At 48.5% G+C, this 13,780-nt stretch carries 12 protein-coding genes; 10 read left to right on the top strand and 2 right to left on the bottom strand.

Translation table 11 applies throughout. From position 1 onward, the window contains the following. Window positions 1–417 precede the first annotated feature (417 nt). The 7 genes from rpmH to NFHSH190041_RS19275 all read left to right on the top strand — a co-directional run bounded on the left by rpmH (window position 418) and on the right by NFHSH190041_RS19275 (window position 7,012). A complete protein-coding gene (rpmH, locus tag NFHSH190041_RS19305) occupies window positions 418–555 on the top strand; it encodes a 50S ribosomal protein L34 (protein WP_011758135.1) in 138 nt (45 codons plus the stop codon). 19 nt (window positions 556–574) lie between these two features. Beyond that, window positions 575–931 (top strand): ribonuclease P protein component, encoded by a 357-nt coding sequence (rnpA, locus tag NFHSH190041_RS19300; protein ID WP_261923305.1) that lies wholly within the window; start codon window positions 575–577, stop codon window positions 929–931. Continuing rightward, window positions 898–1,152: a membrane protein insertion efficiency factor YidD gene (yidD, locus tag NFHSH190041_RS19295; protein ID WP_261923304.1), complete on the top strand. Its 255-nt coding sequence runs from the start codon at window positions 898–900 to the stop codon at window positions 1,150–1,152. Before rnpA ends, yidD begins: the two co-directional genes overlap by 34 nt. Before the next feature lie 4 nt (window positions 1,153–1,156). Then, window positions 1,157–2,776: a membrane protein insertase YidC gene (gene yidC / locus NFHSH190041_RS19290; RefSeq protein ID WP_261923303.1), complete on the top strand. Its 1,620-nt coding sequence runs from the start codon at window positions 1,157–1,159 to the stop codon at window positions 2,774–2,776. A gap of 80 nt (window positions 2,777–2,856) precedes the next feature. Next, window positions 2,857–4,218 carry a tRNA uridine-5-carboxymethylaminomethyl(34) synthesis GTPase MnmE gene (gene mnmE / locus NFHSH190041_RS19285; protein ID WP_261923302.1) on the top strand — a complete coding sequence of 454 codons (1,362 nt, stop codon included), beginning with the start codon at window positions 2,857–2,859 and terminating at the stop codon, window positions 4,216–4,218. A gap of 230 nt (window positions 4,219–4,448) precedes the next feature. After that, a complete protein-coding gene (locus tag NFHSH190041_RS19280; protein ID WP_261923301.1) occupies window positions 4,449–5,672 on the top strand; it encodes an NAD(P)/FAD-dependent oxidoreductase in 1,224 nt (407 codons plus the stop codon). 98 nt (window positions 5,673–5,770) lie between these two features. After that, entirely contained in the window at window positions 5,771–7,012 is a 1,242-nt protein-coding gene (locus tag NFHSH190041_RS19275; RefSeq protein WP_261923300.1) for a dicarboxylate/amino acid:cation symporter, read from the top strand. A 63-nt stretch (window positions 7,013–7,075) separates the two neighbouring features. Here NFHSH190041_RS19275 and NFHSH190041_RS19270 read toward each other — a convergent pair whose 3' ends face one another. After that, a complete protein-coding gene (locus tag NFHSH190041_RS19270; RefSeq protein ID WP_261923299.1) occupies window positions 7,076–7,957 on the bottom strand; it encodes a LysR substrate-binding domain-containing protein in 882 nt (293 codons plus the stop codon). A gap of 165 nt (window positions 7,958–8,122) precedes the next feature. Here NFHSH190041_RS19270 and NFHSH190041_RS19265 point away from each other — a divergent pair, with 165 nt between their 5' ends. The 3 genes from NFHSH190041_RS19265 (at window position 8,123) to fghA (ending at window position 11,187) form a co-directional block, all read left to right on the top strand. Beyond that, complete coding sequence (locus NFHSH190041_RS19265) at window positions 8,123–9,253, top strand: S-(hydroxymethyl)glutathione dehydrogenase/class III alcohol dehydrogenase (protein ID WP_261923298.1); 1,131 nt, start codon at window positions 8,123–8,125, stop codon at window positions 9,251–9,253. Window positions 9,254–9,375: 122 nt separating this feature from the next. After that, window positions 9,376–10,299, top strand: coding sequence for a VirK/YbjX family protein (locus NFHSH190041_RS19260; protein WP_261923297.1), 924 nt, complete (start codon window positions 9,376–9,378; stop codon window positions 10,297–10,299). A 36-nt stretch (window positions 10,300–10,335) separates the two neighbouring features. Continuing rightward, window positions 10,336–11,187 carry an S-formylglutathione hydrolase gene (fghA, locus tag NFHSH190041_RS19255; RefSeq protein ID WP_261923296.1) on the top strand — a complete coding sequence of 284 codons (852 nt, stop codon included), beginning with the start codon at window positions 10,336–10,338 and terminating at the stop codon, window positions 11,185–11,187. Window positions 11,188–11,217: 30 nt separating this feature from the next. On the opposite strand, the gene NFHSH190041_RS19250 is transcribed toward fghA, so the two are convergent. Further along, on the bottom strand, window positions 11,218–13,698 hold the full coding sequence (locus NFHSH190041_RS19250) for a helicase-related protein (protein ID WP_261923295.1): 2,481 nt from the start codon (window positions 13,696–13,698) through the stop codon (window positions 11,218–11,220). Window positions 13,699–13,780: the final 82 nt, after the last annotated feature.

Raw genomic sequence — 13,780 nt, 5'->3', positions numbered from 1 at the left:
GAGGCTATTCTATAGTGTGAGTCCGATGATCGCTATCCTTAAAATAGAATTATCAACAGGCGCGCCCGTGGAACAAAACGCTGCAAATCCGTCAAGATCAGGCAAATTGTTTTTCCACGCAAACCCAGAGAATTCCTGCTTTATAAAGCGATCGCCTCTGATCTATAATAGGTAACCTGTGATCCAGACCCCATAGGAAGCCGCTACCAGATGTAGTGTTACTTCACAGAGTTATCCACATCTCCTAGTGTTTATCCGTGTCGGTCTGCGGTCTGATGAGTGCTTTAATTGCTCACAGCCCAGTATTGCGTGTTGACGCCATTCCGGAAAGTGATTACAATTCGGCCTCTTTTTATCCTTGCCTCTGCTTGCAGAGATAAGGGACAACGTTAACCAATTAAAGACGGATTGCCAATCATGAGTAAACGTACTTTTCAACCAAGCAACCTGAAGCGCAAGCGTTCTCACGGCTTCCGCGCTCGCATGGCTACTGCCAACGGCCGTAAGGTGCTGGCTCGTCGCCGCGCCAAGGGTCGTGCTCGCCTGTCTGCCTAATTACGGAGCAGAATCTCAGGTGACTAGCTACACCTTTACGCGGGAGTTACGTCTGTTAACTCCCGCGCAATTCAAAGCCGTATTTTCCAATCCTATTAAAGCCTCATCTGCTGAAATAACCTTACTTGCTGTGCCAAACTCGGATAATCATCCGCGTCTGGGGCTCACCGTAGCGAAAAAGCATGTAAAACGGGCCAACCAACGCAACCGTGTTAAACGCATTGTCCGCGATAGTTTCCGCCTGAATCAGCATAATCTGCCTGCCATTGATATAGTGGTATTGGTCAGAGGTGGTGTTTTAACCATGGAAAATGCCGAGCTCAAGAGGTTGATAGAGAAGCTATGGCGAAAACTCTCTCGCCGCTACAATGGCTAATGACCGCGGTTATCCGCGGCTATCAACTTTTCATCAGTCCCCTTCTGGGTCCCCGGTGTCGTTTCACGCCGACATGTTCAAATTATGCAATTGAGGCCATCCGAATTCACGGAACTGTGAAAGGAAGTTGGTTTGCAGCCAAACGCATATTAAAATGTCACCCTTTACATCCCGGCGGTAGTGATCCCGTCCCCCCTAAAAACAATAGGTGTAATAAATAAGGTTATGGACTCTCAACGCAATATATTGCTGATCGGTCTGCTGTTAGTCAGCTTCCTGCTATATCAACAATGGCATACTGACAAAGCGCCCCAAGCACAGTCACAAACCTCTGTGGCAACGCAATCCGTTAATCACAGTGCAGATGTGCCACAATCAGATGCTGATGTACCAGCAACAGTTGCGGCGGCGTCAAAAGACCTGATCACGGTGAAAACTGACCAACTGGATGTGAAAATCAATCCTGTCGGCGGTGACATTGTTTATGCGGCTTTACTGTCCCACAAGCTGGAATTGGGTAAAGATGAGCCGTTTGTGCTGCTGGAACAAAAACCCGGCTTCACTTACATTTCCCAAAGCGGTCTGATTGGTACAGGCGGTATTGACTCAGTTGCGGGCCGTGCCCACTTCTCTGCAGCCAAGACTGACTACACCATGAGCAGCGACCAGAAAACACTGGAAGTACCGCTGACCTATACCGCAGCCAATGGCGTAACCTACACAAAAATATTTACCTTCCACAAAGGTAAATTTGATATCAATGTAGATTACCGCATCCATAACACTTCCAGCGATGCGCTGCAGGTGCAGATGTATGGCCAAATCAAACAAACCATCAAACCAAGTGAGTCCAGCATGATGATGCCGACTTACCGCGGTGGTGCTTTCTCAACTCACGATACCCGTTATGAGAAGTACAAGTTTGATGAAATGGTGAAAAAGAACCTAGATGAAAAGACCATGGGTGGTTGGGCAGCGATGCTGCAACACTACTTTGTGTCTGCCTGGGTACCTCAAGCCAATGAACAGAACACTATCTTTACCAGCGTAACCGCCGGTGGCATGGCCAATATCGGTTTCCGCAGCCCAGTGTTTACCGTCGCACCTGGAGCCACTGACAATATCAGTGCTCAGTTCTATGTAGGACCTAAAGATCAGGCCGCGCTGTCTGCTATCTCCCCTACCCTGAACCTAGTTGTGGACTACGGCTTCCTGTGGTGGCTGGCAGTTCCTATCTACAAACTACTGATGTTCTTCCACTCCCTTGTCGGTAACTGGGGTCTGGCCATTATCCTGATCACCCTGACTGTGCGTGGTCTGTTGTTCCCACTGACGAAAGCTCAATACACTTCTATGGCGAAGATGCGTAATCTGCAGCCTAAGATCCAAGAGCTGAAAGACAGGTACGGCGACGACCGACAGAAGATGGGTCAGGCCATGATGGAGCTGTATAAGAAGGAGAAGGTCAACCCTATGGGTGGCTGTCTGCCTATCATCTTACAGATGCCTATTTTTATTGCCCTGTACTGGGTATTGCTGGAAAGTGTTGAGCTGCGTCATGCGCCGTTTATGCTGTGGATCCATGACTTATCAGTACAGGACCCACTGTATATCCTGCCTATCCTGATGGGTATCTCCATGTTCCTGATGCAGAAGATGCAGCCTATGGCCCCAACCATGGACCCAATGCAGCAGAAGATGATGCAGTGGATGCCTGTGGTATTTACCGTATTCTTCCTGTGGTTCCCAGCAGGTCTGGTACTGTACTGGTTGGTTGGTAACATCGTAGCCATTATTCAGCAGAAGATTATCTATGCATCTCTGGAGAAAAAAGGCTTAAAATAAGCCTTCAGATGACCACTGAATAAGATGTAAAGGCGGCTTCGGTCGCCTTTTCTTTTGATTGCAAAAAAGGTGATAACAGCGTGACAACAGACACTATCGTGGCACAGGCCACCGCTCCCGGCCGGGGTGGTGTGGGCATTATCCGTATCTCAGGCAAGCAAGCTAGCGCTGCTGCTATGGCCGTGCTGGGCCACCTGCCAAAACCACGATACGCCGACTATTGTGACTTTCAGGCAGCAGATGGCACAATACTGGATCAGGGCATTGCGCTGTTCTTTAAAGGTCCAAACTCCTTTACCGGGGAAGATGTCCTAGAGCTGCAAGGGCATGGCGGCCAAATCGTACTGGATATGTTGATCAAACGGGTGCTGGAAGTAGCGGGCATCCGCATTGCCCGTCCCGGTGAGTTCAGTGAACAAGCCTTTATGAATGACAAGCTGGATCTGACGCAAGCTGAAGCGATTGCGGATTTGATTGATGCCACCAGTGAGCAAGCCGCCAAAAGTGCGCTGCAGTCACTGCAAGGTGAATTCTCCAAAGAAGTCCATGAACTAGTGGAACAGGTAACTAACCTGCGCCTGTATGTCGAAGCGGCCATTGATTTTCCCGATGAAGAAGTGGACTTCCTCTCTGACGGTAAAATCGCTTCAGCCCTATATCGCATCATAGATAAACTGACCGGTGTTCAAGCCAGCGCCAAGCAGGGCGCCATTATCCGTGAAGGGATGAAAGTGGTTATCGCAGGTCGCCCCAATGCCGGCAAATCCAGTTTGCTTAATGCGCTAGCCGGTAAAGAGTCCGCCATTGTTACCGAAATTGCTGGCACAACCCGAGACGTGCTGCGTGAGCATATTCACTTAGATGGCATGCCACTGCACATCATTGATACTGCAGGACTGCGCGATACCGCAGATACAGTGGAGCAGATCGGCATTGAACGGGCATGGAGCGAAATCAATTCAGCCGACCAGGTGCTCTTTATGGTCGATGGCACCACGACTGACGCCATCGACCCTCGGGAAATCTGGCCGGACTTTATCGACCGCTTACCACAAGGATTAGGCGTCACAGTGGTGCGTAACAAGGCGGATTTAACCGGTGAAAGTCTGGAAACCACCAATGAACACGGATATAGCGTTTACCGCATTTCCGCTAAAACAGGCTTAGGGGTCGATGCCTTAAAACAGCATTTAAAATCTCTGATGGGTTACCAAAGTAACCTGGAAGGAGGCTTTATTGCCCGCCGCCGCCACCTTGAAGCACTGGCTCAGGCTGCAGAACATCTGCAGATAGGCAAAGAACAGCTGGAAGTATTCCAAGCCGGGGAACTGCTAGCCGAAGAGCTACGCATGACCCAACAAGCCCTGGCTGAAATTACCGGAACCTTCACTTCTGATGATCTGCTGGGCCGGATCTTCAGTTCTTTCTGTATCGGTAAATAAGCACCAATGGGTTAAAAAAGCTCGCTATGCGGGCTTTTTTATTGCCCAAACCTCTTCCAAAACACCGTTTTTTATTACCTCACAGTAAAAGTTAATTACCTTTACGCCAGATTATCTATCAAACAAAGGTAATTATAATGCCCCGCTCTGCTGCTTAGCCGCTCCCCCTCGGCTAAGTAGCAACATCATCCCCCCATTTATCTATTCCCCAGAGGAAACAGAGGAAAATAATGTCCCGCATCGTTGTTGTCGGCGGTGGTGCCGCAGGTTTGGAGCTGACCACCCTGCTGGCCGCCCAATTCAAAAAAACTGGCCACCATCAAGTTATTTTGGTGGAACCGGAAAGTCACCACTACTGGAAACCCCGCTTTCATGAGGTCGCCGCCGGCAGCTTTGATTCTGAGTTGGACGCTATCTGCTATTTTAGCCACAGTGCCAAACAGGGTTATCAACATCTGCAGGCGCGAATGACAGGTCTCAATCGTACCCAAAAACAGATTGAGCTACACAGCACCTTAGATGGCACCAGCCAACTACTCAGTTATGATCTGCTGGTGATGGCAACCGGTGCTATCAGTAATGATTTTGGCACCCAAGGGGTGACCGAGCACTGTCTGTTCCTTGATACTCCGCAGCAGGCGCTACAAAGCCAACAGCAAATCAACACACTACTGCGCTCCGGTGGTCGCCGCACCGTGAATATTGTGGGTGCTGGCGCAACAGGCGTAGAGTTAGCGGCGGAGCTAGCAGAAGTGAGTCGTAGCCTGACACAGCACCCCCACGCAGCAGAGCTAAGTATCAACCTGATTGAAGCCGCAGATCGAGTATTGCCCCATAATCCACCGGCCATGTCCCGCAAGGCTGAACAACGCCTGTTGTCTTATGGTATCAATGTGCTGACCTCGACCCGAATCAGCCAAGTCGATACTGATGGCATGACAACGGCAACAAACCGCAGTTTGCCAGCACAATTACAGTTCTGGGCAGCGGGCATTAAAGCGCCACAATGGCTAACACAGCTTGATGGTTTAGCAACCAATCGCATAAACCAGCTGCAGGTCAAACCCACCTTGCAAACGACTCTGGATGATGCGATTTTTGCTCTGGGTGATTGTGCTGAAATTCCTCAGCCTGATGGCACTATGGTGCCACCAAAAGCGCAATCGGCCAACCGTGCAGCCCTGCACTTAGCTAAAACACTGCCAGGATTTCTGCGGGGAGAACCGCTAACAGAATTTATCTTCAAAGATGCCGGTATGTTTGTCGCTATGGGACATCACTATGCTATCAGTACCACAATGAATAACCGGCTGATTTTACAGGGTGAGCTAATGAGAACCCTGTATAACACCATTTTCCGTCTGCATCAGAAGACGGTCAGTGGTATCCTGACTGTGTTACGCTTAATGATTACCAAGCAACTCAAGCGTGTATTCATGCCGGGCAGTATGTAACCCCAGGCGGGTTAGCATCATCAGATCCGGTATCAATTCAGGCGGCCTAGCGCCGCCTCCCGCAGTTTTGACCCACGGCCCAGAGCCCAAGGTATTCTATGTTCAAAAAGCTTTTTCGCTCTCTTCCGGGGCAGATGATCATCGCCGCCATCCTTGCTGTCCTACTCGCACAGTGTCTCCCTTCCGCCTGGCTGCAACAGGGTAGTGACTTTATGGCTTTCACTGCGCTGGGAAAAATTATCTACATTGGCCTACTGAAAATGTTGGTCGGGATAGTGGTGTTATTTGCTCTGCTACAAGGGATTACCCATATAGGTTCAGTGGTAAAGTTAAAATCCCTTGGTCTCAGCACCCTAGGGATATATGCCCTCACCTCCACCTTAGCCATCTGTCTTGGTCTAGGTGTCACCCTGATGATGCCTCACTGGCCACCATTACAAAATTTACCTGATACCGATGGTATTACCCTTATCGCGCAAGATGCCGCATCCGGCGGCAGCATCGCCCATAAACTACTGGGGATGGCCTTAGTTAATCCCTTTAGTGCGCTAGCAAACGGTAACCTGCTCGCAGTAGTGGTATTTGCCGTTATGATGGGCATAGCCTTACTTGTGAGTCTGCCGGCTAAACATCCGGTATTCAGTGTTATTGAAGGCATCAATAGCGGATTAAATCGACTGATCAGTGTGATCGTACGGTTCGCCCCTATCGCCATTTTCAGTATTTTGTTGCAGTACAGCAGTGCCGGTAACAGTGCCTTATTTGGTGAGCTTGCCCAATTTGCCCTCTTAGTCTTTGTGCTGACGGCTATTCATGGCGGGATCACGCTGCCTTTGCTGGCAAAAGCCTTTTCCGGCCGCAAAATCACGCCGATGATGAAAGCCATTATCGCCCCGATGACCATGGCATTTGCCACCTCATCAAGCTCCGCAACCCTGCCCTTGTCACTGCAAACCGCGAGGGATGAACTGGGGGTATCGGACACAACCAGCAGTATGGTGCTTCCCTTAGGCTCCATTATGAATATGGATGGTACAGCCTTGTTTGAAGGGGTTGCCGCTATATTCCTTGCCCAACTATATGGTATGGATTTGGGCACGACAGAGCTGATCATTATCTTTCTGATGGCAATGATTTCCTCCATTGGTGCCCCCGGAATGCCATCAGGCTCCATGTCCGGTATGCAGCTAGTGATGCTAGCCGTCGGGATCCCATTAGAGGCGATTGCTATTTTGCTGATTATCGAAAGACCGCTAGACACATTCCGAACTGCAGTCAATGTAGAGGGGGATTTGATCGCCGCGGTGATTGTGGACAAATGGCAACAAGGCAAATTTTAAGCCCAACACCAAACAAGCCGCAGGTTCACTGCGGCTTGTTTTTATCGCTATATCAAACAGACTTTATTCTCTAGGTTCTGCCAGCTTCTCGGCCAACATATCAACCAGTAATCTAATTTTCGGCGACAACTGCCGGTTGTGCGGATACAGCGCCCAGATGCCTTCTTTGGGTTCCTGATATGGCTTAAGCAATACCATCAACTTCCCTGCAGCAATGGCCTCATCCACATAATATCCAGGCAATTGAATCAACCCCATGCCGCGAATAGCCGCCTCCAACAGTGCATAACCACTGCCGCAAACCAAATTGCCACTGACCCGGACACTGCGAGCTTTACCTTTTTCCACAAAATGCCAATGGTTCGAATTGCCGACTAAACAATTATGTTGCCCCAATTCTGACAGAGTGTAAGGAGCACCATATTTCTCAATATATTCCGGTGACGCACAGACATACTGCATCCGGCTGGCCAACCGTTTAGCCATCATGGAAGAATCCCGTAAGTGGCCAAGCCGTACAGCTAAATCATATCCATCTTCAACTAAATCAATCATCTGATTAGTCAAATCACAAGTAATCTCCACGTCTGGATACGCTTGCATATAGTCCAGCACTACAGGCATAACATACTGCTCACCATAAGTTACCGGTGCCGTCATCTTAATGCTGCCTTGTGGCGTATCCCGCAGCGAAGAAATTGCCCGTTCAGCTTCTTCCAGCCCATCCATCACCTGACGACAATGGCTGTAATAAACGCTACCTTCACCTGTCAAAGAAACTTTGCGGGTGGTACGATAAAACAGCTTGGTATTTAACCGGGCTTCCAGTTGACTGATCTGCCGACTAACCTGAGCAGTCGAGATCCCCAAACGGCGCCCAGCAGCGGTAAAACTCTCCGTTTCTGCAACCGATATAAACTCAGTCACGCCTTCCCACAGAAACATTATTACACCCAAGTAAAAGTAATTTGCATTAAGCTGTAATTATCATCTCATAATAAATAAATACAATAGCGTCCATCAGTAAAGCCGCCGGACAACAGACTTCGACAGGGACACCGGAAGCATCGGCTTATTCTGTTTATCTATCGTCAAACGGAGACCGTTTTCATGTCTGATCAATTTATTAAATCTAAAGCAGCCATTGCCTGGGGACCGGGTCAACCGCTGTCCGTAGAAGAAGTGGATGTAATGCTGCCAAGAGCCGGCGAAGTACTGGTACGCATTGTCGCAACCGGTGTCTGCCACACTGACGCTTTCACCCTGTCAGGTGATGACCCTGAAGGAGTGTTCCCTGCCATTCTGGGCCACGAAGGCGGCGGTATTGTTGAAATGGTAGGTGAAGGCGTCACCAGCGTTGCCGTTGGTGATCACGTGATCCCACTGTACACCGCAGAATGTGGTGAGTGTAAATTCTGTAAATCTGGCAAAACCAACCTGTGTAGCGCAGTACGCGAAACTCAAGGTAAAGGCCTGATGCCAGATGGCACTACCCGTTTTTACAAAGATGGCCAGCCTATTTTCCACTACATGGGTTGCTCAACTTTCTCTGAATACACAGTACTGCCTGAAATTTCTTTGGCCAAAGTTAACCCAGATGCGCCACTGGAAGAAGTATGTCTGCTGGGTTGTGGTGTCACCACAGGCATGGGCGCAGTAACTAAAACCGCTAATGTACAACCAGGCGACACTGTTGCGATATTCGGTCTGGGCGGTATTGGTCTGTCTGCCATCATTGGTGCCACCATGGCCGGTGCTAGCCGCATCATCGGTGTGGATATCAATGAGTCCAAATTTGAACTGGCGAAAAAGCTGGGCGCAACAGACTGCATCAACCCAATGAAATTCGACAAGCCAATCCAAGATGTGATTGTTGAAATGACCGACGGTGGTGTGGATTATTCATTTGAATGTATCGGTAACGTCAACGTAATGCGTAGCGCACTGGAATGCTGCCATAAAGGTTGGGGCGAATCCGTCATCATCGGTGTTGCCGGTGCTGGTCAAGAAATTTCTACCCGTCCATTCCAACTGGTTACCGGTCGCGTATGGCGCGGTAGTGCATTCGGTGGTGTAAAAGGACGTTCTGAACTGCCAGAAATGGTAGAGCGCTACATGGCTGGCGAATTTAAGCTGGATGATTTCATTACCCACACCATGGGTCTGGAAGATATTAATGAAGCGTTTGAATTAATGCATAAAGGCGAAAGTATTCGTACTGTTATTCATTATAATAAATAAGACCTTTTCTTATTTATACCGGCCCGTAATAACGGGCCGGACTTTATATTTTATGCTCATTTGATTTTGATATATACAATTGTTAATCTTTTGCGATTTTCTCCTTGTCGATATCAAATAAAATGATCAAAACACTGACTATTCCAGAGTTAGCAAAAGCAACATATCCAGATGAATTAATTGGTAATTATCACCGTTCAATTCCATTTTGTCGTCTGCGTTTTATGGTTAGAGGCTGGCTATATAAGCAAACTATCCGCGATATACAAAGCAGTCTATCCGCGCCATTGCTGTCTGGTTTAATGAAATTAAACAAACAGTTTTTTGAAAAGCCCCTGCGTCCTTACGTCAAGGCAAAAGGTAATGTCGCTGAGCGAGCAGCATTTTTATTAAATCATTATCAATTTATCGACAAAAAAGTTACACAGGATATTTCCAAAACTGTTTATCAGGAGCATCAAGATATTGAATTACTCAGTTTTGAATTAAAAGAACAACAATTCAAAATTGCTCTAGGTTTTGATTATCGTCTGCGTCGTGAAGGGGCGCTTATTTTAAAACTGTTAGATGAAAACAATAACAGCTTTTATACATTAACCTTCATTGTTAATGATACTGAAAGTAAACGCACCATGATTATTGGTGGAATTCAGGGACCACACAGTTCAGAAGAAAATAATGTCAGAATTAAAATTCTGACCCGAGGTTTGCATGGCCTAAGACCCAAAGATTTAGTGATTAAGTTATTACGTATGCTGGCAAAAACATGGGAAGTAGAGCAAATTCTGGCAATCAGAAATAACTCCCATATTTATCAGGCCAAACGCCATACTCGCAGCCGGGTCAAAGCAAATTATGACAGTCACTGGGAAACCTTGAATGCCACACCATTCAGTAAAGAATTTGTTGAACTGGATGTTAAAGATACACTGAAACCAATTGAAGAAGTCAGCCAGTCCAAACGCACCATGTACCGTCGCCGCTATGAGTGGCTGGAGATGATGCAACAGGTCATTGATCAGCGTCTGCCACTGCTGAAAGCCTGAGACGGGCACTGGCTGCCCAAATAAGAGCAGCACACAATGAAAAATACCCAGTTAGAAAATCTCAGCGCCAATAAAGTTTTTGGTGGCTGGCATAAACAATATCGTCATCAATCGGAAGCACTGAGCTGCAGCATGCGCTTTGCTATTTTCCTGCCGCCACAAGCCGCCACAGAAAAAGTGCCGGTGCTTTACTGGCTGTCAGGACTGACCTGTACAGATGAAAACTTTATGCAAAAAGCCGGTGCTCAGCGGTTAGCCGCTGAACTGGGTATTGCCATTGTGGCGCCAGATACCAGCCCTCGGGGTGACAATGTACCGGATGATGAGCAAGGGGCTTATGATTTCGGGCTGGGCGCAGGGTTTTATCTCAATGCGACCCAAGCACCATGGCATCGCCATTATCATATGTACGATTATGTTGTCTCTGAGCTGCCAAGACTGATTGAAGCGCATTTCCCGGTCAGTCAAAAACGGGCTATCGCCGGGCATTCCATGGGCGGACATGGTGCACTGACCATCGCCCTGCGTAACCCACAGCAATACAGTTCAGTATCCGCATTCAGTCCAATTTGTAATCCCATCAATTGTCCATGGGGTCAAAAAGCACTGCAGGGCTATTTGGGTAATGATAAAAACAAATGGCAACAATATGATGCCAGTGAACTAATGCGTAGCACCGACAGTCGAGTCCCTGCATTAGTAGATCAAGGCAGTGAAGATGAATTCCTGCGTCAAGGACAACTGCGGACTGACAGCCTCAATGCGGCAGCACTGGCAACGGACTATCCACTTACCCTGAGAATGCAACAGGGTTATGACCACAGTTATTATTTCATCGCCAGCTTTATTGAAGATCATCTGCGTTTTCATGCTGCACATATGAAGTAATTCTGCACGGGCAATCTCAATGATTGCCCGTTATTTTACCTGCACTACGCGGCTGGCACGGCGGTATTCAATCCGCCACCCCTGCCATTTAGGTAATTCCCACCTTTTAGGATCGGCTTTTCTTACCCCAGTGTGATAAACCAAGCTCACCAAACGTCGGCGTACATCATATTCAACATGCAGTTGTAACTCCGCCAAAATAAGGGCTCTAGGGTACAAATCATCAAATTCAGCACGACACCAATCCGGGATCCCACAAACCTGTAAATCACTTGGCTCCAATAGGGCTAAATCCTCAATGCCTTCAACCCCTAATAATGTCAATTTTTGCCGCAAATACTCGGCAGCGTCGATAGGAAATACCTCACCGGGCTGTGGCTCATCAACACCACCTAATAGCCGTTGCCGCTCCTTAGGCGTTAATGCTCGCCACAATTGCCAAGCGGCAAGATCGTCCTGAATAGCGGCTGCGACGCCAGCCATACAATTCCCCTTAAGGATCGCCGTCACTGTCTCAGCGAAAGCCTGCTCTGGTGATAACTCGCCACAATACAGCCCTAACACATGGCCAGCATATATTCGCTCAAATAGATGATGGCCATCGCTATCTCGTTGTTCAGATAATTGATCCCGCCCCAATCCCGCATCAAATAACAATGACAAGGGAACTGGCACCATACAGGTTGCTATATTCAGCGTCTGTCGCAGTCCTTTGCCCGGCAAAGAAAACTGATCCAACACTAACGCTGCACTAGGTAGCTGCGCATGTCCGGTCGTTAACAAAGCAAAGCGGCTATCGCGACTAATTTGCACTTCACTGATTTCATTACCATAAGCATTAACTCGACTATGACGTTGCATAAACGCCAATTCTGGCATGGCTGCGACGAGTTGCTTAAGCCAACACAGTCGCTGAGATTGCTCCGGCATCGTGGCTGTAAATGGCGCTAAACCAAGCGCCGTGCGGATTTGATTTGCTAACTGCTGGACCTCTTGTCGCAGAACCATATCCACGTGAAGAAAATCTGGTATATCCATTCGTACAATCGCCAATAGCATACTGGCATCACAGGGCAAAGGCTGCCATTGGAGCAATGCCGCCTGCCCTTCTGGGCTCGTAGGCAATTGCCATAACCGCCGGCTAATACTGAGCGCGGCACAAATGTCTACCATCATGCCTTGACTGCATTCGTCTTGCATTACAGTGATTAAATATGAAAATTGAGTATCTATAGGCAGAGGGAATATCCTGCGGCCAAGATCAGTGACAGTACCATCTGATTGGATCGCACCGATCTGCAGTAATTTCTGCTTAGCGCTTTGTAAAGATTTTTCCGGCAAAGGTTCAATAAATGCCAATTGCGACAATGCGGAGCCTGCCGCGGCGGCGGCCAGCATGGCATCAACCAACTCCTCACGCTGTAACTGCGCTGGCGTCACCGCATCCAAAGGAGCAAACTCACCCCACAGCCGATAACAATGCCCAGCCTGCAAACGTCCTGCCCGACCACAACGCTGCGCAGCTGCGGATTTAGATATCCGTTGCAAAGATAACACTGTGCGACCATTGCGCTGTAAAGTACGTCGTTCAAGCCCAGAGTCGATCACCACGGTCACCCCGGGAATCGTCAGTGATGTTTCGGCCACATTAGTGGCAAGAATAATCCGCCGAACAGAACTCACAGCCAACACCTGCCGCTGCAGCGTCACATCGGTACCACCATGGAGTTGTAAACAAGGTATCCCTAGCGGTTGCAACATACTGGCGCAACTAGCCAACTCAGCTTTGCCTGGTAAAAAAACCAGAATATCGCCACAATCATATTGTTTTACCGCCAAAGTTATCGCCTGAAATACCCGCTGGGAGAGCAAATGCCCATCGGGTAAACTGTTTGACTGACTTGCCAGATAGCTGATTTCAACAGTAAACCGCCGCCCAGTAGCTTGAAGTAATTGACTGTTCGCGCCTAAATAAGCCAACAAAGGGGCTGCCGTTAATGTTGCCGATGTCAGTAACAATCGGTGACAACCACCGCGTTTAAGCAGAGATAACAACAGATCTGTATCCCAACGGCGCTCATGAAACTCATCGATCATCACCAGATCAAATTGCGCCAGTTGATCCTCACAAAACCAGTTAAGCGCGATCCCCGGCGTAACAAAAGCGACCTGAGTGTCGGCACTGACCCGATTATCAAGACGGATAGCATAATCAACCTGTAAGCCATGCTGTACCTGCTGTGACGCCGAGCTGAGATAATCTGCCAACGCCACACAGGCTACGCGGCGCGGCTCAACAATTAACACCCGACGATATATTCCCGCCGCCCAGATCGGTAACCGGGTCGACTTCCCCGATCCTGTATCAGCTTCCACCACCAGATCGCTTTGACCGATCATCTGACAAAAGTTTGAAAAATAATGATCGATCGGTAATACATCGGGGTTAGTCATCAGGGATATCACACTGCTTTCATTTAACGATTGCGCCAGTGTACCGCTAGCTGTCACCGCTCACCAACCATGCTGCAGTCCTATGCTATACCAAGGCAATCCGATAAGATGAAGCTGTTTTTAGACCTAGATAGAGAAC

It is taken from the genome of Shewanella sp. NFH-SH190041 (assembly GCF_024363255.1).
In the GTDB taxonomy this organism is placed as follows: Bacteria; Pseudomonadota; Gammaproteobacteria; order Enterobacterales; family Shewanellaceae; genus Shewanella.
Note: the sequence above shows the minus strand (reverse complement) of the source record. Positions and strands in the feature narration are given on the sequence as shown.